We start from the raw sequence: 26,569 nt of genomic DNA, 5'->3' as shown, positions 1-26,569 counted from the left end.
TACTAATTTTCTTTAAAATGATTCCAAAAATCAAAATAATTAAACCATTGATAGGGATATTTTTTTAAGATTTCAGAAACACTTTTTGTATAATTATCTAAAACTGCCTGAGCATCTCTTTGCTTGAATTCGGCAGATCTACGTGTATATAAATGATAATGCAAATTCGATTCTTTCATCACATAAACAAATGCAACCGGAACTTTTAAACGCGAAGCAATTACAAATGGTCCAGCAGGAAAAATTGCTTCTTCACCTAATAAATTAGCATTTAACGTTTTAGAACCTTCAAAATAACGGTCACCAGTAAAACAAATCAATTCGTTTTTAGATAAAGCTTCGTTAATATTAAAAATATGCGACATATCATCTTTAACAAAGATAAATTTCATATTTGATTTTTGAGCAATACTTTCTAAATAACTTTTAATTATCGAATGTTCTTGATCTGTTGTGACAATATTGATTTCGCAATTGAAATCGATATCTGCGAAAAATTTTTCAGCAATTTCAAAATTACCAATGTGAGCACTGATTAAAATTCCGCCTTTTTTCTCAGATAAAAGTTGTTTTAAAACCGAAATTCCATCAAAATCATACGTGAATTTATCTCGCATACCTGCAGAAATAGCAACTTTATCTATTAGAATTTGTCCAAAAACAAAATAACTTTTATAAACAGCTAAAATAGATTTGAAATACGAGAATTGTTGTCTGTTTTTGAAGTAATAAAAAATATCTCTAAAACTTTTTGGATAGGCGATAAAATAGTAAAAAGCAACAAATATTAATATACTATATGCTGCTTTAACTCCTAACTTTTTAATTAAAAAAACAAAAATTTTGTAGCCTAATAGATTTCCTTTAGACTTACCGTCCCATTGGCTCATTTTAGAAAATTTAATCTAATTTGTTTTCGATGATATTATAAAAATCATTAAAAGTAACCATTCCGGCAAAATCGGCTTCAACCAATTTAACGCCAAAATTTGATTCTATGATAACTACTAAATCTACATAATCTAAACTATCTAAATCTAATGTTTCTTTTAAGTTTTTTTCAGATGAAATAACCTCAGGATCTACTTCAAATTCTTCTATCAAAATCTCATTTACCTTTTCTACTATTTCGTCAATTTTCATTTTATAATAATTATTTTATTTTTTTTACGATTAATGCTGAATTTGTTCCTCCAAATCCAAAAGAATTGGACAAATATATATCAAATTCTTTATTTATAGTTTTACTTACTAAATTTAACTTTGAAGAATCTTCATCTGGAGTCTCAAAATTAATATTTGGAGCTATAAAATCGTGCTGCATCATTAAAGTTGAATAAATGATTTCGCTTGCACCAGCCATCCAACATTCATGACCTGTCATTGATTTTGTAGAACTTACATAAGGTTTCGTTGCTCCAAAAACTTCGTGAATTGCTTTGGCTTCGTTAGCATCACCAACCGGAGTTGAAGTAGCATGTGCGTTGATGTATTCGATATCTTTAGCTTCTAAACCTGCTTGTTCCAATGCTTTTTTCATTGCTGTTGCAGGTCCGTCAACGTTTGGAGTTGAAATATGTCCACCGTTAGATGAAAATCCGTAACCTAAAATCTCAGCAATAATTGGAGCTCCACGTTTTACAGCAGATTCATAACTTTCTAAAATTACAGTTGCACCACCACCGCTTGGAACTAAACCATTTCTTGAAGCATCAAATGGGCGAGAAGCTTTGGTTGCATCAACTTTTTCATGCGAAAAAACACCTAAACCATCAAAACTTGCCATCGCATATTCGTTGATTTCTTGAGCTCCACCACAAATAATCATGTCTTGAAAACCATTTTTTATCATCATGTGAGCTAAACCGATTGCATGTGAACCACTTGCACAAGCTGCACTAATGGTCATATTTATTCCACGAATATTAAAAATCGTAGATAAATTCATGGTTACGGTCGAATTCATCGATTTAAAAATAGCACCAGAACCTATTAAAGCTGTATCTTTTTTTTCACGAACAATATCAGTTGCATCGATAATTGCTTTAGAAACGCTGTCATTTCCGTATAACAAACCTACTTCGTGATTGTTAAAATAATCTTCGGAAATGTTTGCGTTTTTTAATGCTTCGATGGTTGCTAAATAAGCATATTCGGTTTCTTCGCCAATGGTAATTCGCTGACGACGACTTAATAATTTTTTTAAATCTGGCTTAGGAACGCTTCCTGTTAAAGGCGATTGAAATCCATATTCGATTCGTTTTTCATCGAAAATAATTCCAGATTTTCCATTGTATAAAGATTCTTTTACTTCTTCTAAAGAAGTACCAATACAAGAATAAATTCCCATACCGGTAATAACAACTCTATTATTCATTACGAATAAATTCCTCCGTTAATATTAATTATTTCGCCAGTAATATAACTCGATTTATCAGAAGCCAAGAACGAAACTAAATTAGCAACTTCTTCTGCTTCGCCAAAACGATTAGCTGGTATCATCTTAATCAATTCTTTTTCATCTAAATCTGCTGTCATATCGGTTTTAATAAAACCAGGAGCAACAGCATTTACTGTAATTTTTCTTTTAGCAACTTCTTGAGCTAATGCTTTTGTTACAGCAACCAAAGCACCTTTTGCAGCAGAATAATTGGTTTGACCAGCTGTTCCTTTTACCCCAGAAACAGAAACCATATTAATTATTCGTCCGTATTTTTTGCGTAACATATCTTGAATAAAAAAGTTAGTTACGTTATAAAAACCGTTTAAACTGGTATCAATCACAGATTTCCAATCGTTGGGTTGCATCCACATAAAAAGTCCGTCGCGAGTAATTCCAGCATTATTTACGATGGTTTCCATAATTGCTTCTGGATTTTTTTCTTTCCAATTAGATAAAGCAGTTTGAACTTCCTCTTGATTGGCAACATCAAATTTTAGAATTTCGGCAGTACCGCCTAAAGCTTCAATTTCTTTAACTGTTTCTAATGCAGCAACTTCATTAGATTGATAATTAACTAATATATGATATTTATTTTCTGATGCTAATTTTAAACAAATAGCTTTTCCAATTCCTCTCGAACCTCCAGTAACTAAAGCGCATTTCATGGTTTAATATTTTTTAAATTACATCTTTCATTAAATAATCTTTCACTTTTTGAACAATCGGATACATTACCTGATCCTCTTTAAAAGTTGGAACTATTTGACGAATATCATTATATATATTTTTTGTTTCGGTACAAACTTCATCTTTAAAGTTCAAAGCATCAATCGCTTGAACAATTGTAATCATTTCGATAGCAACAACTTCAAACGCATTTTCAATTACTTTACTACAAATTAAAGCAGCATTGGTTCCCATACTTACAATGTCTTGATTGTCGTTGTTGTTTGGAATACTATGCACATACATGGAATTTGATAAGGTTTGATTTTCGGCAGTTGTTGATGTTGCAGTAAACTGAACGCCTTGCATTCCGAAATTAAAACCTAATGTTCCTAAATTTACAAATGGCGGCAAAAGTTCATTGATTTTTGCATTTAATAAATAATTTAATTGGCGTTCTGCTAACATAGATAATTTAGTAGTAACCAATTTTAATTTATCCATTTCTAACGAAATATAATCGCCATGGAAATTTCCACCGTGATAAACTTGTTGAGTTTTTACATCAATTATTGGATTATCGTTTGCCGAATTGATTTCGTTTTCTAAAACCATAGCAACATTTTCAATCGTATCATAAACCGGTCCTAAAATTTGAGGAACACAACGAATCGAATAATATTCTTGAACTTTTTCTTTAAAAACATCTTCAGTATTTGTCCCAGAATACAAATGATCAGCGCGTTTACGAATCAATTTACTTGATTGTAAATGATTACGCATTTGTTTCGCAATTTCGTGTTGCCCTTTATGAAGTTTGGTTTCGTTTAATGTTTGAGATAAATGATCATCGTAAGCTTGAACAATTTCATTAATAATGCACGAAGCTTTAACCGACCAATTTAATAATGTTTTTGCTTGATTAACATTAACAATTCCGATTCCTGTCATTACAGAAGTTCCGTTCATTAATCCTAAACCTTCCCGAATTTCAACGCAAATAGGTTCTAATTTTTCAATTTCAAAAACTTCTTTCGTAGATTTTCTTTCGCCTTTATAAAACACTTCACCTTCACCAATCAAAATTAAAGCCAGATGTGCTAATTGAACTAAATCTCCACTTGCACCAACACCACCGTGTGAAAAAATTAATGGTGTAATGTTTCTGTTTATCAGTTCTTTCATTAATAAAATAACCGAAGAATTAATACCCGAATTTCCTAACGAAAGTGTGTTTAAACGTGCTAAAATTGCTGCTTTAACATGAGTAGAATTCAATGGTTGATTGGTTCCTGATGCATGAGAACGAATTAAATTATATTGAAGTTGTAAACAATCTGATTCTTTGATTCTATATTGTGCCATAGGACCAAAACCTGTGTTTACACCGTAAATGACTTTGTTTGAAGAAAATTCTTTTAAAAATGCAAAACTTTCTTCAACACGTTTCATTACATTTTTGTTAATTTCAATGGGTTCATTTGAAAAAACAATACGGCTAAAATCTTCTAAATTTAAATATTCTTTAAGTTGTATCATTAATGTTTTATTAGTTGAAAATAAATCTAGTTTATTGTAAATTAATATTAATATTATCTATAATTTTGATATAAAATATTTGGACAAATTTAATACAATTTAACGTACTATGAATCAAAATATGACAACAGAATTTGTAGAAGTTTTAATTATTGGAGCAGGACCTTCTGGTGCCGTTGCTTCTTCTTATCTACATAATCAGGGAGTGAAGGTGAAAGTTGTCGAAAAAACAAATTTTCCTAGAATTGTTGTTGGTGAAAGTTTAATTCCGAGAGTAATGGATCATTTTAATGAAGCCGGATTATTCGATCATTTAGATAAACAAGGTTTTGAAAAGAAAAAAGGTGCTCGATTTATTCGCGGAAAAGAAATCTGTGTTTTTGATTTTAGTAACAAATACGGAGAAGGTTGGGATTGGACTTGGCAAATTCCGCGTGCTGATTTTGATTTTGAAATCACTCAAGAAATGAAACGTAAAGGTGTTGATTTAGAATTTGAAACCGAAGTTATTTCTGTAAGTTTTGAAGGTAAAGAATCAACAACAGTTGTTAAAGATAAAAATGGAAATCTAAAGCAAATCAAAGCTAAATTTTTAATTGATGCAAGTGGTTATGGTCGTGTTTTACCAAGGTTATTAGATTTAGATGAACCATCAAAATTAAATCCGCATTCAGCCATTTTTTCTCATGTAAAAGATGTTAATCGTCCTGAAGGAGAAGAAGGAACATTAATTTCTTTTGATATTTTAGAAACTCAAGTTTGGTTATGGGTTATTCCGTTTTCTAACGGAAATACAAGTGTAGGAATTGTTGGTCCAACTGAGTTTATTAATGGTTTATCTGAAAATCAAGATACAAAAGAAGCCTTAGAAAATGCGATTCAATTATCTGATTATTACATCAAACGTTTTGGAAATGTACCTTTTATTTTTGAACCTAAAAAATTAACTAATTATTCGGCAGCTGTAAAAAATTTATATGGAGATGGATTTGCTTTAACAGGAAATAGTTCTGAATTTTTGGACCCAGTATTTTCGTCAGGAGTTTGTTTTGCAACCGAATCTGGAATGCTTGCTGCGAAATTAGCTGAACGAGAAATTAAAGGTGAAATTGTTGATTGGGAAACTGAATATGCCGATTATATGAAATATGGAATCGCTGTTTTTACAACTTATGTTAGAGAATGGTACACAGGCAATTTACAAGAATTATTTTATCATCAACCTGAAAATCCAGATGTAAAACAAAAAATATGTTCGGTTTTAGCAGGTTACGTTTGGGACAAAACAAATCCGTTTGTAGCTAAACATGATAACTTGATAAAAAATATGGCTCATTTAATTAAAATGGAGCGAGAAGCAAAAGAGAATCTGTAATAGATTCTCTTTTTTTATAAAAACTTATTTATCTTTTTAGATAACGATTTGGCTGTTTTTGCAAAACCTTCTCCTAAACGCGTTTCGTTATTAAAATTACTTCCAAATTGATTTCCCGGAGCTTCAATACTTTCAACTTCGTAAAGTACATTTTGCAAATCGTTTGTATCAACAATTTGAATTTTGGTAGTCACTTTTGCAGGTTGTTTCATCATAAAAGCATCCCAACCTGGATATAACCAAACAACATCAATAATCATGGTGTATTTAGCACTAGAATCGTTTAATTGATACGTTATTTTTTTATTTGAATACTTATTTAATAAAAGTAAAAATTTAGGCTCCCAAACTTGACTTTTTGCATTATTCCACTGATGAATCCAAATTTCACCTAAACCTTTTTCTTTTTCATTTAAATTACTTTTGTGTGATTTGATATATTCTTCTTCGGTATAATTTTCTTTCATTAAACGAAGATTATCGTATTTAAAAATCACATTCATTTCTGTTGTTCCTTTTAAAAAATTTAAATCACCTTTTTCATTTTTAAATTTTTGTGCTTGCATTAGCGAACTTAAAATCAAAAAAAGGCATAAAAATAATTTTCTCATGGTGTTTATTATATAAAATTAGTATGTAAATTATTCGTTATCAATAGGTTATATTTTAATAAAATATTATGTTAATTTAAAAACTTAAATTATTGATTATCAATTAATTAATAATGTAATAAAAATGTTAATAACTAAAAATAAAAAAGACAAACTTTTACTATGTTATTCAAAAAAATTTACAATACAAGAATTGAATCTTAATAAACAAATTTATTTATGATAAAAATATTTTTGGTTTATGAGATAGTTACTCACAGTTATCAACAATTATTCACAAAGTAACTTATTAAATATTTTATATTAAAAAATAAAAACACAATTGTTGATAACATTTATAATCCTTTGTAATAAAACAAATTAATAAATAAGAATTTGTTGATATCAAATGATAACTTTAAAATCAAGTAACTTTAAAAAAAATTATTGTAGATATTAACAAACAATATAAAGAAAGAAGAATTTAATTTTTTAAAAATATTTTTTCTTTTATTAAATATATATGTTGATAACAAGTTTTGAAATTAAAATAAAATCGTAATTCAATTTTTATTTTGATTGATGAGAATCGCTTATATTTTTAATATTCGATATGTTTTACATTTAAATCTCAAATATGCGATTTATAAGACGTTACTTTTTAAAAATTAGCTTTATTTTATTAATACTTATATAGTTTTGATGTTTATAATTTATCAATATACTGAATTTCAGTTTGTTACATAATAATTTTTATTTTTTTTTTAATATTATTTAAGATTTTTCTGTTTTACCTTTGTAAGTATTTTAATTTTTATATATAAATGATCACTTTTAATTACGAAACTGACTTTGAGTTAAAAAATGAATCAGATTATGAAGCTTGGATTGAAGCGATTATTGAATCTGAAGATTATACTGAAGGTGAGGTTAATTATATTTTTTGTGATGACGAATATTTACACAAAATCAATGTGGAATATTTAGATCACGATACTCTAACAGATATCATTAGTTTTGATTATACTATTGGAAATTTAATTTCTGGTGATATTTTTATATCAATTGAACGTGTAAAAGAGAATGCCAAAGAATACGAGGTATCTTTCGAAAAGGAACTACTTCGCGTAATGTCTCATGGTATTTTACACTACTGTGGTTACAAAGATAAGTCAGAAGATGATTCTAATCTTATGCGACAAAAGGAAAACGAAAAAATGGGAATGTTCCACGTGGAACAATAAACCATAAATTCTATATTATTAATTAAATGTTTCACGTGGAACAATGAGTTTATTTCAAGAAGAATATGATGTTATTGTAGTCGGCGCTGGTCATGCAGGTTCAGAAGCTGCTGCCGCTGCTGCAAATATGGGAATGAAAACTTTATTGGTTACAATGAGTTTACAAAATATCGCCCAAATGAGTTGCAATCCTGCGATGGGTGGAATTGCAAAAGGTCAAATCGTACGAGAGATTGATGCACTTGGTGGTTATTCTGGAATTGTATCTGATCAAACTGCAATCCAGTTTAAAATGTTGAATCAATCTAAAGGTCCAGCGATGTGGTCACCAAGAGTTCAATCTGATAGAATGCGTTTTGCAGAAACTTGGCGTTTGATGTTAGAAGGTACTCCGAATTTAGATTTTTATCAAGAAATGGTTTCTGGGATTTTAATCGAAAATCATGTGGTAAAAGGTGTTCGTACAAGTTTAGGAATTGAGATAAAATCTAAAACGGTTGTATTAACAAATGGTACTTTTTTGAATGGTTTGATTCATATCGGAGAAAAACAATTCGGTGGAGGTAGAGCAGGTGAGAGTGCTAGTTTTGGAATTACGGAAGATTTAGTTAAAGTAGGTTTCGAATCTGGAAGAATGAAAACAGGAACTCCTCCACGAGTTGATGGTCGTAGTTTAGATTATTCTAAAATGGAAGAACAACCTGGTGATGTCAATCCTGCTAAATTTTCATATTCAGATATTACAAAACCTTTAACTGTTCAATGTTCTTGTCACATGACGTACACGTCAAATGAAGTTCATGATTTATTACGTGAAGGTTTCGATAGGTCGCCAATGTTTAACGGTCGTATTAAAAGTTTAGGTCCACGTTATTGTCCGTCAATTGAAGATAAGATTAATCGTTTTGCTGATAAAGAACGTCACCAAATTTTTGTTGAACCAGAAGGATGGCAAACTTGTGAAGTTTATGTAAACGGCTTTTCAACTTCGCTTCCAGAAGATGTTCAATTTAAAGCTTTACGTTCTGTAGCTGGTTTTGAAAAAGTAAAATTTCTACGTGCTGGTTATGCTATCGAATATGATTATTTTCCACCAACTCAATTAAGACATACGTTAGAAACGAAGTTGGTTTTTGGATTGTATTTTGCAGGACAGATTAACGGAACTACCGGTTATGAAGAAGCAGCTGCTCAAGGGTTGATGGCTGGAATAAACGCTGCTTTAAAAGTTCAAGAAAAAGAGCCGTTTATTTTAAAAAGAGATGAAGCTTATATTGGTGTTTTAATTGATGATTTGATTACAAAAGGTACAGAAGAACCTTATCGAATGTTTACTTCTCGAGCAGAATATCGAACATTACTTCGTCAAGATAATGCTGATTTTAGATTAACTCCAAAATCACATGCGATTGGTTTAGCTTCGGATTCTCGTTTAAAACGTATGGAATATAAACGAGATGAATCTGATAAATTTGTTCAATTCTTTAAAGAAACTTCAGTTAAAACAAAAGAAGCAAATCCTATTTTAGAAGCAAAAGGTTCTGCTCCGATGGTTCAACCTGATAAAATGTTTAAGGTTTTTTCTCGTCCTCAAATTGAATTAGAAGATATGTTGAAGTTTGATAAAGTTCAAGATTATATTCAAGAAAATAATTTAGACCAAGAAATTATTGAACAAGCTGAAATTCAAGTTAAGTATTCTGGATATATCGAAAAGGAAAAGCAAAATGCTGATAAACTTACACGTTTAGAAGATGTAAAAATTCCTGAAAATTTTGATTACGATAAGATAAAATCTATGAGCTTTGAAGCTCGTGAAAAGCTTAAAAAGATTCGTCCAGTTACGATTTCACAAGCTTCACGAATTAGTGGAGTAGCTCCATCAGATATTTCAATCCTATTAATTCACATGGGAAGATAATGTTCCACGTGAAACATCTATAAAATTTTAAACCTCGAAACTTACATTTTGAGGTTTTTTTATATCTTTTGTTTTGGAAATAGAATAGTGGATTTGTGTAGAAAAGTATTTCAAGAACGAATCTCTAAAACGAATCTCTAAAACGAATCTCCAAAAAGAATATCCAAAAAGAATATCCAAAAAGAATATCCAAAAAGAATATCCAAAAAGAATATCCAAAAAGAATATCCAAAAAGAATATCCAAAAAGAATATCCAAAAAGAATATCCAAAAAGAATATCCAAAAAGAATATCCAAAAAGAATATCCAAAAAGAATATCCAAAAAGAATATCCAAAAAGAATATCCAAAAAGAATATCCAAAAAGAATATCCAAAAAGAATATCCAAAAAGAATATCCAAAACGAATATCCAAAACGAATATCAAGAACGAATATCAAGAACGAATATTAAGAACGAATTTCAAGAACGAATATCAAGAAAGAATATCCAAAACGAATATCAAGAAAGAATATCAAGAAAGAATATCAAGAAAGAATATCAAGAAAGAATATCAAGAAAGAATATCAAGAAAGAATATCAAGAACGAATATCAAGAACGAATATCAAGAAAGAATATCAAGAAAGAATATCAAGAAAGAATATCAAGAAAGAATATCAAGAAAGAATATCAAGAAAGAATATCAAGAAAGAATATCAAGAAAGAATATCAAGAAAGAATATCAAGAAAGAATATCAAGAAAGAATATCAAGAAAGAATATCCAAAACGAATATCCAAAACGAATATCAAAAAAGAATTTCAAGAACGAATTTCAAGAACGAATTTCAAGAACGAATTTCAAGAACGAATTTCAAGAACGAATTTCAAGAACGAATTTCAAGAACGAATTTCAAGAACGAATTTCAAGAACGAATTTCAAGAACGAATCTTCAAAATGAATTTCAAGAATGATTTTATATTTATATAAAAAGCAACTCCGACAGAGTTCAAAACTTTGTCGGAGTTAGATAGTTTTAATAATATTTTCTATTACGTATGTTTAAATAAATTTCAAGTATGTATTTCAAGTATGTATTTCAAGTATGTATTTCAAGTATGTATTTCAAGTATGTATTTCAAGTATGTATTTCAAGTATGTATTTCAAGAAAGAATTTCAATAACGAATTTTAATAACGAATTTTAATAACGAATTTCAAGAACGAATTTCAAGAACGAATTTCAAGAACGAATCTCCAAAACGAATTTCAATAACGAATTTCAATAACGAATTTCAATAACGAATTTCAATAACGAATTTCAATAACGAATTTCAATAACGAATTTCAATAACGAATTTCAAGAACGAATTTCAAGAACGAATTTCAAGAACGAATTTCAAGAACGAATTTCAAGAACGAATTTTAAGAATTATTTTATTTTACAAGGTAGTAACTTTGCTAAAATTTAAAACTCTTTCCTAGTTCGATGATTTTTTAATTTTAATAGAAATCCAAACGAAAGAGTAAAAAATAAATTGGGAAGAAGATTAAAAAACTTTTAAAAATTATCTATTTTTATTAGAAATCATGTTTTAAATATAGTAATTTCGAACACTCCAAACGATAAAAAAACTTAAAAAATAGTATGTTTCATTTCGATAAGAAAATAATCCAAGTAAAAGATTACTCCGTTTCCAAAGAAAAATTTGATTTGTATTTAGATTCAGAATATGATTTATTAAAAACGATGCCTTTTCCAGAATTAAATGAATTAGGTAAATATTACGAAAGTGAAGATTATATTTCTCATACTGATGGAACGCGTAATTTATTTGAAAAGGTTTATCAGTTGGTAAAGAAGAAAACCTTAAATGATAAAATAGGTTGGATTAAAAGTAAGCATTCAAACATTCAAAAAATTTTAGACATCGGATGTGGAACTGGTGATTTTTTATTTCGTGCAAATCAAGAAGGATGGAAGGTATTCGGTTTTGAACCTAATGAAAAAGCTAAAGCCATTTCAAAATCTAAAAATATAAATCTTATTGATGATTTAGATTCTTTTGAAAAACATACTTTCGATGTAATTACCATGTGGCATGTTTTGGAGCACGTTCTAGATTTAGATAAACAAATCAAACAAATTAAAAGTTTACTTAAACCAAATGGAATTTTAATTATTGCTGTTCCTAATTTTAAATCGTACGATGCGCAATTTTATAAATCAGATTGGGCAGCTTACGATGTACCTAGACATCTTTGGCATTTTAGCAAAACTGCGATAAAAAAAATATTTAAAAATTATCAGATGGAGTTGATACATATTAAACCGATGTATTTCGATAGTTTTTATGTTTCACTTTTATCCGAGAAATACAAAACAGGTAAGATGAATCCATTTCGTGCTTTTTATGTTGGCTTACTTTCCAACTTGAAAGGAAAATCATCAAAAGAGTATTCTTCACATGTTTATTTTTTAAAAAACTTAAAATAAGATATTTCTTTTTTAAAATCTCTAGCCGAAATGTAATTCTATATTAAGATTTTTTAAAAGTGTCTTAAATCGAAAATATGAAGGTCGTTTTTAATAGACGTTTTTTTATTTTTCTAATTTCCGAATAAGATTTCTTTATAGTGCTGAAATTTTAAAAAATTCGTAGTATTCAAAAAATAGTTATACTTTTACAAAAAAATAATTAAGCTTTAAAAATGAAAAAAATATTTTTATTTGTTGCATTAGCTGCTGCCATGATTTCTTGTAATGACAAATCTGAAAAGACTGCAACTTCATCAGAAACTAAAGAATCAAAATCAGGTAATGAAAATATTGTTTATATCGATACTGAAAAATTGATGAAAGAATATAAAGAATCTGTTGATTTTGAATCTAAGTTCAAAGCTATGTCTGAAAAGATGCAAAGTGAATTAGAAGGCGATATGAAAAAATTCCAAAATGATGTGATGGATTTACAAAAAAATGCACAATCAAAAGGAATGGAATGGGCGCAACAACGCGAAGCTGAGTTAGGAAAACGTCAACAAACTTTAGCTCAGAAAGAACAAAACTATATGAAAAAGTTTCAAGAAGAATCTGCTGTTGAACGTGACAGTTTAGTTTCTAAAATGAAAAAATTTATTAAAACTTACGGAGCTGAAAAAGGATATGATTATGTTCTTGGAACTGGAGATGCTTCAACCGTTTTATATGCTAAAGAAGGTTCTGATATTACTGAAGAAGTTTTAAAATTAATGAACGAAGCTTATGAAAATAAGTCAACTTCTACAGAAACTCCAGAAGTAAAAAAAGAAACTAAAAAATAATATTCTTTTTAAATTATATAAGCCACTCTTTTTGGGTGGCTTTTTTATTCTTAGTATTTTCGTAAAAAAATAAATCATGGAAGTTTCACGTGAAGCCGAATTAACACTAAAGTTTATCAACCAAACCAATCGGTCTATTTTTTTGACAGGAAAAGCAGGTACTGGTAAAACAACTTTGCTTAAAGAAATTGTTAATTCAACGCATAAAAATACAGTGGTTGTTGCACCTACCGGAATTGCAGCTTTGAACGCCGGCGGTGTAACTATTCATTCGTTGTTTCAACTTCCGTTTGCAACTTTTCTTCCAACGTACGATTTTATAAATTCAGATTCAGAATATTTCCGTTTTGAAAATTACGTGACTTTGTTACGACATTTTAAAATGAACAACGATAAAATGGCAGTCATAAAAAATATGGAACTTTTGATTGTTGATGAAGTAAGTATGTTGCGTGCCGATGTTTTAGATGCGATGGATTTAATGCTTCGTTCGATTCGAAAAAATGATATGGTTTTTGGAGGCGTTCAAGTTTTATTTATTGGTGATTTATTACAGCTTCCGCCAGTTGTGAAAAATGAAGAATGGTATTTTTTAAAAAATTATTACAACGGAATTTACTTTTTCAATGCCAAATGTTTAGAACATCATCCGCCGTTGTATGTTGAATTAAGTAAAATTTACCGTCAATCTGATGATGTGTTTATTTCTATTTTGAACAATCTTCGAAATAATAAAATTTCAAAAGCAGATGTTGCTGTTTTAAATCAATATGTAAATCCTAAATTCGATACCAAAAAAGAAAAAGGTTATATTACCTTAACAACGCATAATGCAAAAGCAGATAAAATTAATAACGAAGCTCTTGAAAATTTAAAAGAACAAGAATATATTTATCTACCAGAAATTGTTGGAGATTTTCCTGAAAAAATTTTTCCGATGGAATATGAATTGTGTTTAAAAGTTGGAGCGCAAATCATCTTTACGAAGAACGATATATCCTTCGAAAAAAAATTCTACAACGGAAAGATGGGAATTATATCCTCTTTGTCAGTTCAAGAAATATTGATTTATTTTCCTGAAGATAAGAAAACCATTGAAGTTGATAAATACGAATGGCAGAATATTAAGTACAAAGTCAATCCAGATTCAAAACAAGTAGAAGAAGAAGTTTTAGGAACCTTTACTCAATATCCAATTAAGTTGGCTTGGGCGATAACGGTTCATAAATCGCAAGGTTTAACTTTTGATAAAGCTGTGCTTGATGTATCGAACGTTTTTATATCTGGGCAAGCTTATGTAGCTCTTTCTCGTTTACGTAGCTTAAATGGGCTTATTTTGCTTTCTGAGATAGATTTGAATGGTGTTTCGTCGGACGAAGATGTAATTAATTATTCTAAGAATAAAAAAAATGTTGATAGTTTAGCTCAAGATTTATCTTACGAAACGTTAAATTTTATCAAAATTAATTTATTAGAAACTTTTTCTTGGTTTGATTGTATGATGGAATGGGTGCGTTTAGTTAAAAGCTTTGAAATTGAATCTACTAAAAGTAAAAAATATCAGTATTTTTCATGGGCAAATCAGCAATTAGACCGAATTAAAATTATTTTTCAACACGCTGAGAATTTCATAAAACAAATTCATTCGATATATTCTTCAAATACGCCAAATATGACGTACTTAAATGAACGTTTTGAAAAAGCTTATGAATATTTTTTTCCGAAGTTAGACCAATTGGCGTTCGAAACTTTGTTTACTTTAGAAAAAATCAAGCGTACAAAAAATATGCGTGGATTTTATGAAGAACTTTTAGAATTAGAAACTATTCAAATTCAGTTAGTTTTGAAATTAAAGAAAATGAATCGCATTATGATTGCATTTTCAGAAGGTCAACTGATTACAAGAACAACCTTGCAATTGAATTCTTTAGCCGAATATCGTATCAATCTTTTGGTTACGATTCAGAATATTATTTCTAAAACGAGTTTAAATTTTGAAGATGATGATGTTGCAGAAGATGGTTATTACGAGAAAAAAGTAATTCAGAAATCAGAGAAAAAAGCAACAACAGATATTACTTTTGAATTGTGGTTGAAAAAGAAAACGATTCAAGAAATAGCCGATTTTAGAAAGCTTACACCGCAAACCATTTACGGACATTTAGCTAAATTAATTTCTCAAAAGAAAATAAAAATTTCAGAAATTATTCCAAAAAACAGAATCAAAGATTTAGAAAAAGCGTTCAAAGATTACGGAGATAAATCGTTAACTGAAATAAAAGCCGAAGTTGGAGATACCATTTCTTGGGAAGAACTTCGCTTGTTTAAAGCTACTTTAGATATTTAACAATAAACCGATTTCAATCTGAAATCGGTTTATTTATTTTCTGTGAATCAAACGAGTAAGTTTGATAGATAAATCGGTAAAAATAATTTTCGGATTTCCGTTACGTTCCACGTGATACATGGCATCAGAAAGTTCATCGAAAATATCTAGAATGTTTTTATCGTTTACAAACGGAGCAAAATTTTCTAATTTAAACGATGCATCTTCCGGTTTTATGTAAACCAATTCGTTTACTTTGTAGTTGATTAACAAAGCTTGACGAAACATTTCCATACAATATTCCAAGAATTTTTTCTGCTTTTCTCGTCCAATTGCAGAAATTTCTTCGCTCCAATTAATCAAATCAGAAATCACTTTTGCATTTTTATTTGCCCTAAAAGCTGCTCTAACCCAAGTGATAAACCATTGTTCAAACGGTAAATCATTTTCGGTATGATTTAATATTTTTAAAGCTTTGTTATAATTTCCTTGCGCACTATTTGCAATAATTGCTGCTTCAGAAACATCACAATTTTCATTTTTAATTAAAGCTTCTTGAATATCATTTGCAGCTAATTTATTAAAATGTAAAACTTGACATCGAGATAAAATGGTTTGTAAAATCGCTTTTTCATCTTCGGCAATTAAAATAAAAACCGTTTTATCAGTGGGTTCTTCAAGTAATTTTAATAATCTGTTAGATGCTTCAGTGTTCATTTTTTCTGCCATCCAAATAATCATCACTTTATAACCGCCTTCAAACGATTTTAAAGAAAGTTTTTTTAAGATGTTCGATGCTTCATGAACACTGATATTTCCTTGTTTATTTTTGATATCAAGATGTTCGTACCAGTCGTTTATATTTCCGTAGATATCAGTTTTTAAAAAATCAAACCATTGGTCCATGAAATTATCACTGACTGGTTTACTTCCAACAGATTCGTTGGTTGCAACCGGAAAAACATAGTGAATATCTGGATGTTGAAAATTTTCGAATTTTAAATTACAAGCTGCATTTCCACCCGAATTTTCTTCACCAGCATTTTTACAAATAACGTATTGCGCATAGGCAATTGCCATGGGTAAAACTCCAGTACCTTCTGGTCCGATAAAAAGTTGAGCATGTGGAATTCGGCCTGAATTTGCACTTTGAGTTAAGTGCTTTTTGATGTTATTTTGACCAATTATATTAGAAAACTTCATACTTCAAATATACAAAAAAGACATCATTTTTCCTAGAAATTCTTGTTGAAATTGATAGGAAAAATTAAAAATATATTACAAAAAAAATGCTTAATTTTATAGAAATGAACATTTTGAAAGTTCGTTTATTTTTTAAATTAATTCAAAAAAACAAAAATATGAGAGTAGTTTTAGTTGGAGCTTCAGGTTTTGTTGGCTCAAAAATTTTACAAGAATTAGTAGATCGTGGACATTCTGTAAAAGCGGTTGCGCGAGATGTTAGTAAACTTCCTCACGTTAAACACGTGGAATATGAATCAATCGATATTACAAAAACAGATAAATTTGTAAATGCAATTAATGCTGCTGACGCTGTTATTAGTGCATTTAATGCTGGTTGGAGTAATCCGAATTTGTATGATGATTTTTTAAATGGTTCAAATGCAATTGAAAAAGCAGTTATTTTAGCAGGAACAAAGCGTTTTATTGTTGTAGGCGGCGCAGGAAGTTTATTCGATAAAGATGGAAATCAATTTGTTGATGGTGCAGATTTTCCTTCAGAAATAAAGCCAGGTGCTTCTGCAGCTAGAGATTATTATAACATCATAAAAGATAATACCGTTTTAGATTGGACTTATTTTTCTCCTGCTTTAGAAATGCATCCGGGTACTTCTGGTGTTCGTAAAGGAAGTTATCGTACCAATTTAAATGAGCCTGTTTTTAACGAAGAAGGTCGAAGTATTTTATCAGTTGAAGATGTTGCTGTTGCAATTGTTGATGAATTAGAATATCCGCATTTCATAAAACAAAGATTTACAGCTGCTTATTAATTTATCATTGATTCAATATCGATTAGAGGATTTAAAATTAGAATAAAAAGTAAAATCAAAACTAAAATTTCTAGAATTAAAACTTGTTTAGCTTTTTTTCGATTTAGATTATCAATTTGTACTTTTTTATTTAAGAATGCAATTCCAATAAATATTAATGTTAAGAAAATAAACAAAATATAATAAACAAAGATGTTTTTCATTGATTTAAAAACATAAAGCAAAACCATTGTAGGTAATATGAAACAAGTTGCCAAAATATTTTTTACTGAAAAAAACTTTTTTCCAATAAATGGTTCAATCATTAATTTTTTGTTTAAATATTTTTTTTCTTTTTCATGAAACAGAAAAGTACTAATTCTCGCAATGTCCAAAAGCAGTGTAATAATTAGCGCAAATAAACTGATTTGATAGATAATAAATAAGATAAAATAATTATTCATAATCGTAGTATTTATAAAATCTCAACTTTTTTAGTTGAGATTTTTATTTTAGTAACTTCATTATTAATATTTTAAGAATTAATTAACACTTGTAAAAATAAGATAAAAAAAATTGAAGTTTATTATTTTTTTATATTTGTGAATTATAAACAACTCAACATCATTTAATTTAATAATGAAAACAATTTCAGATTTTAATTTTAAAGACAAAAAAGCCATTGTACGTGTAGATTTTAATGTGCCTTTAGATGCAGATTTTAATGTAACAGACGATAACCGAATTGTAGCTGCTAAACTTACGATTGAGAAAATTACCAACGATGGTGGAATCGCTATCTTAATGTCACATTTAGGAAGACCTAAAAATGGTCCAGAAGATAAATTTTCTTTAAAACATATCGTTTCAAAAGTTGAGGAAGTTTTAGGTAAAAAAGTAACTTTTGTTTCTGATTCTGTTGGAACTGATGTAGAAACAGTTGTTGCAAATGCTAAATCAGGTGATGTTATTTTACTTGAAAATCTTCGTTTTTATCCTGAAGAAGAAAAAGGCGATGAAAATTACGCTAAACAATTAGCAAACCTTGGCGATGTTTATGTAAACGATGCTTTTGGAACTGCACATAGAGCGCATGCTTCTACCACAATTGTAGCACAATTTTTTCCAGAAAATAAATGTTTTGGTTTCTTGTTAGCTAAAGAAATCGAAAGTATAGATAAAGTTTTAAACAGTTCAGAAAAACCTGTAACCGCAGTTTTAGGAGGTTCTAAAGTTTCTTCAAAAATCACAATTATCGAAAACATCTTAGATAAAATCGATCATATGATTATTGGTGGAGGAATGACATTTACGTTTATTAAAGCTTTAGGTGGTAAAATTGGTAATTCAATAGTTGAGGATGATAAATTAGATTTGGCTTTAGAAATTATGAAAAAAGCAAAAGCTAAAAATGTTCAAATTCATTTACCAATTGATGTGATTATTGCAGACCGTTTTTCAGACGATGCAAATACTCAAATTGTTAATGTAAACGAAATTCCTGAAGGATGGCAAGGTTTAGATGTTGGTCCAAAAACATTAGAAAGCTTAAAGCCTGTAATTGCTGAATCAAAAATTATTTTATGGAACGGTCCATTAGGTGTTTTTGAATTAGAAAAATTTTCTCAAGGAACCATTTCATTAGGAAATTTTATTGCTGAAGCTACAGCTAATGGTACTTTTTCATTAGTTGGTGGAGGCGATTCGGTTGCTGCAGTGAAGCAATTTGGTTTAGAACCAAAAATGAGCTACGTTTCTACTGGTGGTGGAGCCATGCTTGAAATGCTAGAAGGAAAAACACTTCCTGGAATTGCAGCTGTTTTAAAATAACCAAAAAGGCATCTCTCAATACGTTTTGAGAGATGCCTTTTTATAATTAATTAAAAACTGAAAAGTTGATAAGCCTTTTGTATTATGAAACAGACCCTTACCACTTTTCTTTTTGGAGTTTTTTCTTTAACTGCTTTTGCTCAAGAAACGGAAGTTGAAATTAAAGTTATTCCAAAAGAAATTCAAACCCCACAAGCTTACTTAGATTCGATTAAAAAAACATTTGTGAATCACAAAGCTGGTGCAAACATCGACAAAAAATGGATAAACGAATTATTAAACGATGAAATGTTTGAAAACATGGAATCAGATATTAATAGCGTTTATTTAGATCAAGAAGTTGCTTACGATTTATCAACAGATGTTTTAAAAACCCGTTTAGCTCAACTTGACAAAAAATATCCTTTTGATATTAAGTACAGTCCAACGCTAGAGAAAGTAATCAAAAACTTCTTAAAAAACAGATCAAAATCTTTTGAACGTTTGATGGCAGTTTCTGAGTACTATTTCCCAATGTTCGAAGAACAATTAGCTAAAAGAAATGTACCTATTGAAATTAAATATTTAGCAATTGTTGAGTCAGCTTTGAATCCTAAAGCAAAATCGAGAGTTGGTGCAACTGGTCTTTGGCAGTTTATGTATCCAACCGGAAAACAATACGGATTAGAAGTAAATTCGTATGTTGACGAACGTTCAGATCCATTAAAATCAACCGATGCAGCTTCAAAATATTTAGCTGATTTATATGATGTTTTTGGAAATTGGGAAATGGTTTTAGCATCTTATAATTCAGGTCCTGGAACCGTTTCAAAAGCTATTCGTAGATCAGGTGGCAAAACAAATTATTGGGAAATTCGCGAATATTTACCAAAAGAAACACAAGGTTATGTTCCTGCTTTTTTGGCAACTTTGTACATTTATGAATATCACAAAGTCCATGGAATCGTTCCTAAGAAAGCAACTTTACCTTTTATCAAAACGGACACAATTCATCTGAAACAAGCTATTGCTTTTGACGAAATTTCAGAATTGTTAGATATTTCGATTGATGAAATTAAGTTGTTAAATCCAAAATATAAGTTAGATTATATTCCAAATTACGATCAAGAAAGACATTCATTACGTTTGCCTATTGATAAAATTTCACGTTTTACATCAAACGAAAAAAAGATTTATGCATATTTAGATTATCAAAAAAATTACAAATTAGAAAAAAATATTGTTGATGATATTGTTTCTGAAAAAAGTACTGCAATTGCAGCAACTCAAACAAAATCAAAAGCCGTAGGTTTAGCTAAAACACATGTAGTTAAAAAAGGGGATACCTTAAGTTCTATTGCTAAAAAATATGGAAATGTAACCGTTGCACAGTTGATGAAGAAAAATAATATCAAAAATGCAAGTAGTTTAAAACCAGGAATGAAATTAAAAATCTAATTCTAAAACAAAATTTCAATTGAAATATTTACATTTAATTTTTATCGTTGTTTGTATTGTTTCTTGTACCAAGAAAAATGAAATTACAACCGGAAAATTAAATCCATCTTTTGGATCAAGAAATCATATTACCATTGTTATAGAAGACGATTTATGGAACGGAGAAGTAGGTGATAGTATTCGAAAAAAATTAGCAAAAAGACATTTTGGTTTGGATAAAGATGAACCTATTTTTGATTTAGATCAATACAGTCCCGATATTTTTTCTGCTAAAGCCAAAACTTCTCGAAACATTGTGATGTTTTCAAGTAAAGATGAATATTCTTTTATCCTTGAAAAAAGTTTATGGGCAACTCCTCAAAATTTGTTTTTTATTCGAGCGAATTCAAGTAAGGAATTGATTCAAAATTTTAGTAAACATGCCGATTCCATTATTTCAGTCTTTAAAAAATCAGAATTGAATGAAGAGCAACATGCTTTAATACGTAAAGAACTTACGAATACAGAAGTTGTCAAAGATATCTTTGCGTGTACGATTAAAATTCCAAACACATTTCAATTGGTTCTAGAACATGATAATTTTTTATGGTATCAGAAAGATTTGCCAACCGGGAATTCTAATTTAGTTATTTACGAAGTTGCAATTTCAACTATTGAAAATTCTGTTGATGACATTGAAAGTAATCTGATTAAAGTACAAGATTCTATTTCGAAAATTTATATTCAAGGTTCCAATCCAAATTCGTTTTTGATTACAGAAACTGGTTTTTTTCCAGCTTTCAGACCCATTAAAATTCAAGAGTTTTCTGGATATGAATTTTCTGGAACTTGGGAAATGGAAAATGATTTTATGAATGGTCCTTTTTTGAATATAGCTTTGCGAGATTCTTATTACAATAGATATTTAATATTTCAAGCTTTTGTAAATTATCCATACAAACCCAAACGCGATTTATTGTTTGAAATGGAAGGAATTATTAAAACAGTAAATTTTTACGATAATGAAAATTGAAATAAAGCGATTTAAAGAGCTTTCTGTTATTGAGTTATATAAATCCTTAACTTTAAGAAATGAAGTCTTTATAGTGGAGCAAAATTGCATCTATCAGGATTTAGATGGTTATGATGACAAAGCTCTGCACATAATGTTATTTGAAAATGATGATTTAGCAGCTTATGCACGCATTTTTGATAAAGGAATCAAATACCCAACAGCTTCGATTGGTCGTGTAGTAGTTTCGCCCACAAAGCGTAATTTAAAACTTGGACATGTTTTAGTCAATGCAGCAATACAAGCAATACATGAAAATTTTAAAACAGAAGAAATTACTATTTCTGCACAAGAACATTTACAAAAATTTTATGCAGCACATGGTTTTGTAACCACATCTGAAATGTATTTAGAAGACGATATTCCGCATGTAGAAATGCAAATCAAATAAAAAATCCAGCTTAGTGCTGGATTTTTTTATGGTCTTCTTTTTAAGTTGATTACTGGTTTTGGATGTAAAATCATCGGATAATATTCTATTTTAACCGAACTGTTATCTAAACCAAAAGCTTTTTCTTCGGACAAACTGTTTTTTCGAATCAAAGCATAAGCATCTAAAATTATAGATTCATACCAAGGCAAATCGTTATCATAAGTAATTACTTTTTCGATAATTACATATTTAAAATCACCCATAATATCGTTTTTCTTTAATGATTCATAAGTACTCATCGGATTAATTTCGCCTGAACACGTTAAATCATCTAATACTTTTTTAAATAAAACACTAATTTTTGGAGCTACACGAAATCCTAAGTAAAAATCAACACGCATAATTTTATCCGAAATTTTCTTGGTCTGATATTCCATTCCATAAGGTTCGTCCAAAACATTTACGTGAATCATCCAATAATTATCTGCACGTTTAGGTCGTTTATGTAGAATTGAATAAATGATTTTTGATTCAACTTCATCTTTGTTTTGTGCGTTTGTTAAGTAAATTAAATTGGTTGCATATTTTGCAATCGTTTCATCTTTACTTAAATCACAAATTACTTTTTCATAATCATTAAGCTTAACAAATTCGGTATAATTTTTTCTGATTTTCTTACCTAAATACCAAACGCTCATAACAATAATCAGTAGTCCTGCAACGATTAAAGAAACATATCCACCGTGTGAAAATTTATTGATGTTTGCAATAAAAAAGCAAAGCTCAAATCCTAAGTAAAAGACAAAAAATGAAATGATTATAAACTTATTATATCTTTTAAAAATCATATAAAAAGTAAATAAAATGGTGGTAGATATCATACACATGACAATAGCTAAACCATAACCAGCTTCCATATTGCTAGATTCTTCGAAATGTAAAACAATTAAGATACATCCAATACAAAGTAACCAGTTAATAGATGGTATATATAACTGTCCTTTGATAATAGATGGATATTTAACCAAAACTCTTGGCCAAAAGTTTAATCTCATGGCTTCGTTAATCATGGTAAATGAACCTGTTATTAATGCTTGTGCTGCAATTACAGCAGATAAAGTAGCTATACAAATTCCAATTGGTAAAAACCAATCTGGCATGATTAAGAAAAATGGATTCTCGGTGATTGATTTACCGTTTATGATTTGCGTAAGCATTTCGTTTTCACGTGTTAGTAAATATGCACCTTGACCAAAATAGTTTAAAACAAGCATTAGCTTAACAAAAATCCAGCTTAAACGGATGTTTTTAATTCCGCAATGTCCAAGGTCGCTATATAAAGCTTCTGCACCAGTCGTACATAAAAAGACAAAACCAAGAACATAAAAACCATCAGGATGTGCTTTTAAAAGTTGAATGGCATAGATAGGATTGATTGCCTGAAGAATTTCAAAATTAGTAATACTTTGGTAAGCACCTAAAATTCCTAACATCGAAAACCAAATAAGCATAATCGGACCAAAAAACTTACCAATAGTTTTTGTTCCGTAGCTCTGAAAGAAAAACAATAAGATAATAATAAAAATTACTATCGGGATGGTTTTAATATCTGGTTGATAGATTTGAATACCTTCAATTGCTGATGATATTGAAATTGGCGGAGTAATTACACCATCTGCAATCATGGCACTTCCGCCAATAATTGCTGGGATTATTAACCATTTTTTCTTTATTTTTTTCACTAAAGTATAAAGTGAGAAAATACCACCTTCTCCGTTATTATCGGCTCTAAGTGTTAAAAAAACGTATTTAATTGTGGTTTGAATGGTTAGTGTCCAAAAAACAGCAGATACTGCTCCAAGAACAATATCTTTTTGAATTGCAGTTGAGCCAAAAATGGCTTTCATTACATATAATGGCGATGTACCAATATCACCGTAAATAATTCCTAAGGTCACTAAAAGTGAACCAAAAGTAATTTTGTTAAAATGCCCTGAATTTTGAGGTTTCAAATCAAATCATTTAAAATAATACTCCGTTAAAAATTACCTAAAATTTTACTGAAAATAGATAAAAATATCGAGCAAAGGTAATTAAATAATATTTCGAAAATATAATTTGGTTTAAAAGCCTCATTTATCCTAAAAACTTTATCTAATTAAAAAAGAACTTGTGATTTTTTTGATTTTAATTTTATTAAATTAACAAATAAAAATCAATCTTTATTTATTGATTCTATGAATTTTTCAAATAAAAGTTTCGTTTTCGCATCAATTTCGGCATAACTCAAACGTTCCTTGGTTTGATAAAAAAACATCATTGCGTAAGGTTGTTTCAAATTCGAATGAAGTAATTCTTTGTTCAAACGATAAGTTTCGCGTAAAACGCGTTTGAAGTAATTGCGATTAACAGCCCTTTTAAAATAACGTTTAGACACTGAAACTCCAAATTCTATAGGTACTTCATTTTCATTTAATGCAACATAAACCAGTCGTAATGGATATTTAGAAACTGATTTTCCTTCACTAAAAAGTAAATCAATGTGTTTCTGTTTTTTTAATTTTTCTGTTTTGGGATATGTTGCGTTCATGTTATTATTTAAAAATGCAAATTTACAAAATACTAGGTTCAATATCGTTTGTTAACATGAGTTTATATTTTGATACTTTTCTTTTATAGTAAATTTTGCTAATTTTACCGCAAAATAATCTTCATAAATTATGTTAATCAATGTTAAACTAGTTTTTTAGTGTAACAATTTTTAAGAATGATTGACCAATAGAAAATAAATAATTAGTATCATGAACATTAACAAATCCATTTACTTATCAGCTGCATTAGCATTGGCATTAGCAAGTTGTAGTACTCAAAAAAGCAAACTTCCTAATTTAAGTACATTAAAACCCATTGAAAATGCAGATCATTTACCAACAAGAAAATCTAAATTATCTGAAGAAGATTTAAAACGTTGGAGTCATTTAGACATCATCAATGATACAATCCCTGGAATGTCTGTTGATCGTGCTTATGCAGAAATCATCAAAGATAAAGTAGGTAATAAAGTAATTGTTGCTGTTATTGATTCAGGAATTGAAATTGACCATGAAGATTTAAAACCTCAGATTTATAATAAAAATACTTCTAAAGCTAAAAAGAAAAAGAATAAAAATAATATTTACAAAGATGATATTCACGGTTGGAATTTCTTAGGAAAATCTAACGATGAAAACCTTGAAATGACTCGTATCGTTAAGAAAGGTGATGACGGTTCAATGAAATACAAACGTGCTAAAGGCGAATTGGATTTAAAAATCGCTGAGTTAGAACCTTTAAAAGAACGTATTGAGCTTTTAGAAGCATCAAATGCTATTTTGGTTAAACATTTAGGAAAAGATGTTTATACAAAAGAAGATTTAGAAACTATTGTAGAAACAGCTCCAGAAGATGTTACAAAAGCTAAAAAGTTAATGGGTAATATTTTTGCATCAGGCAGAACATTAACTTTTATTGATGATATGAAAGATTATTACAAAGGTCAAATGGATGCTAACTTAAACGTTAACTTCGATGGTAGAGCTGTTGTTGGTGATAATCCATATGATATAAATGATGTAAATTATGGCGATAATGATGTGATGGGGGATCGCGATCATGCAAAACATGGTACGCACGTAGCAGGAATCATTGCTCAATCTAGAAATAATGGTTTAGGTGGAGACGGTGTAGCTTCTGAAGTAACTGAAATCATGTCTTTAAGAGCTGTTCCTAACGGAGATGAATATGATAAAGATATTGCTTTAGCTATTCGTTATGCTGCGGATAATGGTGCAAAAGTTATCAATGGTAGTTTTGGTAAATATTTCTCACAAAATAATAAATGGGTTCAAGATGCAATCAAATATGCAGCTTCTAAAGATGTGTTGATTGTCGTAGCAGCTGGAAATGATGCTTTAGATTTAAATCCTTTAACTGGAGATGTTGATCGTTATCCAAACGATAGAAATTTAAATGCTTCTAAAGAATTTGCTGATAACTTCTTAGTTGTTGGTGCTTTAAATCCTACTTTCGGCGAAGGAATGATTGCTAATTTCTCTAACTTCGGTAAAAAAGATGTGGATGTATTTGCTCCTGGAGTAAAAATTTATGCAACAACTCCTTACGGAAAATACGAATATTTACAAGGTACTTCAATGGCTTCTCCAAACGTTGCTGGTGTTGCTGCTTTGATTCGTTCATATTATCCAAACTTAACAGCTAATCAAGTTAAGCAAATTATTATGGATTCTGGAGTTACTGTAAATCAAGAGGTGATTGTTTCTGGTAATAAAGATGACAAACGTGAATTCGAAAAAATTTCAACTTCTGGAAAGTTTGTTAACGCTTACAATGCCTTGATTTTAGCAGATAAAGTTTCAAGAGGAAAATAATTTTAAAAATATATTTTAAAACTTTTTAATCCACTTATTGCTTAATTTTTCTTTG

General features: G+C 29.3%; 23 protein-coding genes. 12 read left to right on the top strand and 11 right to left on the bottom strand.

What is annotated here, in order from left to right:
- Window positions 1–2: 2 nt before the first annotated feature.
- Genes HW119_RS05180 through hutH form a run of 5 tightly spaced genes read right to left on the bottom strand, consistent with a single transcriptional unit; the run spans window position 3 to window position 4,648 of the window.
- Entirely contained in the window at window positions 3–890 is an 888-nt protein-coding gene (locus HW119_RS05180; protein ID WP_177761825.1) for a lipid A biosynthesis acyltransferase, read from the bottom strand.
- A gap of 10 nt (window positions 891–900) precedes the next feature.
- Window positions 901–1,143 (bottom strand): phosphopantetheine-binding protein, encoded by a 243-nt coding sequence (locus HW119_RS05175; RefSeq protein WP_177761823.1) that lies wholly within the window; start codon window positions 1,141–1,143, stop codon window positions 901–903.
- A gap of 10 nt (window positions 1,144–1,153) precedes the next feature.
- Complete coding sequence (locus HW119_RS05170) at window positions 1,154–2,377, bottom strand: beta-ketoacyl-[acyl-carrier-protein] synthase family protein (protein ID WP_177761821.1); 1,224 nt, start codon at window positions 2,375–2,377, stop codon at window positions 1,154–1,156.
- Window positions 2,377–3,108, bottom strand: a complete 732-nt coding sequence (fabG, locus tag HW119_RS05165) for a 3-oxoacyl-ACP reductase FabG (protein WP_177761819.1) — start codon at window positions 3,106–3,108, stop codon at window positions 2,377–2,379. Before fabG ends, HW119_RS05170 begins: the two co-directional genes overlap by 1 nt.
- A 13-nt stretch (window positions 3,109–3,121) precedes the next feature.
- Window positions 3,122–4,648, bottom strand: a complete 1,527-nt coding sequence (gene hutH, locus HW119_RS05160; protein ID WP_177761817.1) for a histidine ammonia-lyase — start codon at window positions 4,646–4,648, stop codon at window positions 3,122–3,124.
- Between the two features lie 121 nt (window positions 4,649–4,769).
- On the opposite strand from hutH, the gene HW119_RS05155 reads away from it, so the two are divergent.
- A complete protein-coding gene (locus HW119_RS05155) occupies window positions 4,770–6,023 on the top strand; it encodes an NAD(P)/FAD-dependent oxidoreductase (protein WP_177761815.1) in 1,254 nt (417 codons plus the stop codon).
- 14 nt (window positions 6,024–6,037) lie between these two features.
- Here the strand turns inward: HW119_RS05155 and HW119_RS05150 are convergent, their stop codons facing one another.
- Window positions 6,038–6,589, bottom strand: a complete 552-nt coding sequence (locus HW119_RS05150; protein ID WP_255498014.1) for a hypothetical protein — start codon at window positions 6,587–6,589, stop codon at window positions 6,038–6,040.
- An 848-nt stretch (window positions 6,590–7,437) separates the two neighbouring features.
- On the opposite strand from HW119_RS05150, the gene ybeY reads away from it, so the two are divergent.
- Both ybeY and mnmG read left to right on the top strand, forming a co-directional pair.
- Window positions 7,438–7,857 (top strand): rRNA maturation RNase YbeY, encoded by a 420-nt coding sequence (gene ybeY, locus HW119_RS05145; protein WP_177761811.1) that lies wholly within the window; start codon window positions 7,438–7,440, stop codon window positions 7,855–7,857.
- Window positions 7,858–7,900: 43 nt separating this feature from the next.
- Entirely contained in the window at window positions 7,901–9,778 is a 1,878-nt protein-coding gene (gene mnmG / locus HW119_RS05140; RefSeq protein WP_177761809.1) for a tRNA uridine-5-carboxymethylaminomethyl(34) synthesis enzyme MnmG, read from the top strand.
- Window positions 9,779–9,902: 124 nt separating this feature from the next.
- Here the strand turns inward: mnmG and HW119_RS05135 are convergent, their stop codons facing one another.
- Complete coding sequence (locus tag HW119_RS05135) at window positions 9,903–10,217, bottom strand: hypothetical protein (protein ID WP_177761807.1); 315 nt, start codon at window positions 10,215–10,217, stop codon at window positions 9,903–9,905.
- Window positions 10,218–11,403: 1,186 nt separating this feature from the next.
- Between HW119_RS05135 and HW119_RS05130 the strand changes: the two genes are divergently transcribed.
- From HW119_RS05130 to HW119_RS05120, 3 genes are all read left to right on the top strand, one after another.
- On the top strand, window positions 11,404–12,252 hold the full coding sequence (locus HW119_RS05130; RefSeq protein ID WP_177761804.1) for a class I SAM-dependent methyltransferase: 849 nt from the start codon (window positions 11,404–11,406) through the stop codon (window positions 12,250–12,252).
- A gap of 215 nt (window positions 12,253–12,467) precedes the next feature.
- Complete coding sequence (locus HW119_RS05125; RefSeq protein ID WP_177761802.1) at window positions 12,468–13,079, top strand: OmpH family outer membrane protein; 612 nt, start codon at window positions 12,468–12,470, stop codon at window positions 13,077–13,079.
- Between the two features lie 73 nt (window positions 13,080–13,152).
- Entirely contained in the window at window positions 13,153–15,426 is a 2,274-nt protein-coding gene (locus tag HW119_RS05120) for a helix-turn-helix domain-containing protein (protein ID WP_410503987.1), read from the top strand.
- Between the two features lie 33 nt (window positions 15,427–15,459).
- On the opposite strand, the gene HW119_RS05115 is transcribed toward HW119_RS05120, so the two are convergent.
- Window positions 15,460–16,608, bottom strand: a complete 1,149-nt coding sequence (locus HW119_RS05115) for an ATP-binding protein (RefSeq protein WP_177761798.1) — start codon at window positions 16,606–16,608, stop codon at window positions 15,460–15,462.
- Between the two features lie 158 nt (window positions 16,609–16,766).
- Here HW119_RS05115 and HW119_RS05110 point away from each other — a divergent pair, with 158 nt between their 5' ends.
- Window positions 16,767–17,417, top strand: coding sequence for an NAD(P)-dependent oxidoreductase (locus HW119_RS05110; protein WP_177761796.1), 651 nt, complete (start codon window positions 16,767–16,769; stop codon window positions 17,415–17,417).
- Here HW119_RS05110 and HW119_RS05105 read toward each other — a convergent pair.
- The gene (locus tag HW119_RS05105; RefSeq protein ID WP_177761794.1) at window positions 17,414–17,620 is read right to left on the bottom strand and encodes a hypothetical protein; all 207 of its coding nucleotides are present in this window, start codon (window positions 17,618–17,620) and stop codon (window positions 17,414–17,416) included. The two genes, HW119_RS05110 and HW119_RS05105, sit on opposite strands and share 4 nt — an antisense overlap.
- A gap of 415 nt (window positions 17,621–18,035) precedes the next feature.
- On the opposite strand from HW119_RS05105, the gene HW119_RS05100 reads away from it, so the two are divergent.
- The 4 genes from HW119_RS05100 to HW119_RS05085 all read left to right on the top strand — a co-directional run bounded on the left by HW119_RS05100 (window position 18,036) and on the right by HW119_RS05085 (window position 22,105).
- Window positions 18,036–19,226 (top strand): phosphoglycerate kinase, encoded by a 1,191-nt coding sequence (locus HW119_RS05100; protein ID WP_177761792.1) that lies wholly within the window; start codon window positions 18,036–18,038, stop codon window positions 19,224–19,226.
- An 84-nt stretch (window positions 19,227–19,310) separates the two neighbouring features.
- Window positions 19,311–20,663 carry a lytic transglycosylase domain-containing protein gene (locus HW119_RS05095; RefSeq protein ID WP_177761790.1) on the top strand — a complete coding sequence of 451 codons (1,353 nt, stop codon included), beginning with the start codon at window positions 19,311–19,313 and terminating at the stop codon, window positions 20,661–20,663.
- A gap of 19 nt (window positions 20,664–20,682) precedes the next feature.
- Entirely contained in the window at window positions 20,683–21,675 is a 993-nt protein-coding gene (locus HW119_RS05090; RefSeq protein ID WP_177761787.1) for a DUF4837 family protein, read from the top strand.
- Entirely contained in the window at window positions 21,665–22,105 is a 441-nt protein-coding gene (locus HW119_RS05085; RefSeq protein WP_177761785.1) for a GNAT family N-acetyltransferase, read from the top strand. Before HW119_RS05090 ends, HW119_RS05085 begins: the two co-directional genes overlap by 11 nt.
- A 26-nt stretch (window positions 22,106–22,131) precedes the next feature.
- Here the strand turns inward: HW119_RS05085 and HW119_RS05080 are convergent, their stop codons facing one another.
- The gene (locus HW119_RS05080; RefSeq protein ID WP_177761782.1) at window positions 22,132–24,099 is read right to left on the bottom strand and encodes a KUP/HAK/KT family potassium transporter; all 1,968 of its coding nucleotides are present in this window, start codon (window positions 24,097–24,099) and stop codon (window positions 22,132–22,134) included.
- Between the two features lie 203 nt (window positions 24,100–24,302).
- Window positions 24,303–24,677, bottom strand: a complete 375-nt coding sequence (gene rnpA / locus HW119_RS05075; protein ID WP_177761780.1) for a ribonuclease P protein component — start codon at window positions 24,675–24,677, stop codon at window positions 24,303–24,305.
- Window positions 24,678–24,888: 211 nt separating this feature from the next.
- On the opposite strand from rnpA, the gene HW119_RS05070 reads away from it, so the two are divergent.
- Entirely contained in the window at window positions 24,889–26,514 is a 1,626-nt protein-coding gene (locus HW119_RS05070; RefSeq protein WP_177761778.1) for a S8 family serine peptidase, read from the top strand.
- Window positions 26,515–26,569 lie beyond the last annotated feature (55 nt).

This window comes from Flavobacterium sp. I3-2 (genome assembly GCF_013389595.1).
Taxonomy (GTDB): Bacteria; Bacteroidota; Bacteroidia; order Flavobacteriales; family Flavobacteriaceae; genus Flavobacterium.
This window is presented reverse-complemented; position numbering and strand designations above follow the sequence as displayed.

Excerpts from the sequence above, each read along its gene's own strand:
- HW119_RS05180 (WP_177761825.1), bottom strand. The coding sequence starts at position 890 with ATGAGCCAATGGGACGGTAAGTCTAAAGGAAATCTATTAGGCTACAAA.
- HW119_RS05175 (WP_177761823.1), bottom strand. The coding sequence starts at position 1,143 with ATGAAAATTGACGAAATAGTAGAAAAGGTAAATGAGATTTTGATAGAA.
- HW119_RS05170 (WP_177761821.1), bottom strand. The coding sequence starts at position 2,377 with ATGAATAATAGAGTTGTTATTACCGGTATGGGAATTTATTCTTGTATT.
- fabG (WP_177761819.1), bottom strand. The coding sequence starts at position 3,108 with ATGAAATGCGCTTTAGTTACTGGAGGTTCGAGAGGAATTGGAAAAGCT.
- hutH (WP_177761817.1), bottom strand. The coding sequence starts at position 4,648 with ATGATACAACTTAAAGAATATTTAAATTTAGAAGATTTTAGCCGTATT.
- HW119_RS05155 (WP_177761815.1), top strand. The coding sequence starts at position 4,770 with ATGACAACAGAATTTGTAGAAGTTTTAATTATTGGAGCAGGACCTTCT.
- HW119_RS05150 (WP_255498014.1), bottom strand. The coding sequence starts at position 6,589 with ATGCAAGCACAAAAATTTAAAAATGAAAAAGGTGATTTAAATTTTTTA.
- ybeY (WP_177761811.1), top strand. The coding sequence starts at position 7,438 with ATGATCACTTTTAATTACGAAACTGACTTTGAGTTAAAAAATGAATCA.
- mnmG (WP_177761809.1), top strand. The coding sequence starts at position 7,901 with ATGAGTTTATTTCAAGAAGAATATGATGTTATTGTAGTCGGCGCTGGT.
- HW119_RS05130 (WP_177761804.1), top strand. The coding sequence starts at position 11,404 with ATGTTTCATTTCGATAAGAAAATAATCCAAGTAAAAGATTACTCCGTT.
- HW119_RS05125 (WP_177761802.1), top strand. The coding sequence starts at position 12,468 with ATGAAAAAAATATTTTTATTTGTTGCATTAGCTGCTGCCATGATTTCT.
- HW119_RS05115 (WP_177761798.1), bottom strand. The coding sequence starts at position 16,608 with ATGAAGTTTTCTAATATAATTGGTCAAAATAACATCAAAAAGCACTTA.
- HW119_RS05110 (WP_177761796.1), top strand. The coding sequence starts at position 16,767 with ATGAGAGTAGTTTTAGTTGGAGCTTCAGGTTTTGTTGGCTCAAAAATT.
- HW119_RS05105 (WP_177761794.1), bottom strand. The coding sequence starts at position 17,620 with ATGAAAAACATCTTTGTTTATTATATTTTGTTTATTTTCTTAACATTA.
- HW119_RS05100 (WP_177761792.1), top strand. The coding sequence starts at position 18,036 with ATGAAAACAATTTCAGATTTTAATTTTAAAGACAAAAAAGCCATTGTA.
- HW119_RS05095 (WP_177761790.1), top strand. The coding sequence starts at position 19,311 with ATGAAACAGACCCTTACCACTTTTCTTTTTGGAGTTTTTTCTTTAACT.
- HW119_RS05085 (WP_177761785.1), top strand. The coding sequence starts at position 21,665 with ATGAAAATTGAAATAAAGCGATTTAAAGAGCTTTCTGTTATTGAGTTA.
- rnpA (WP_177761780.1), bottom strand. The coding sequence starts at position 24,677 with ATGAACGCAACATATCCCAAAACAGAAAAATTAAAAAAACAGAAACAC.
- HW119_RS05070 (WP_177761778.1), top strand. The coding sequence starts at position 24,889 with ATGAACATTAACAAATCCATTTACTTATCAGCTGCATTAGCATTGGCA.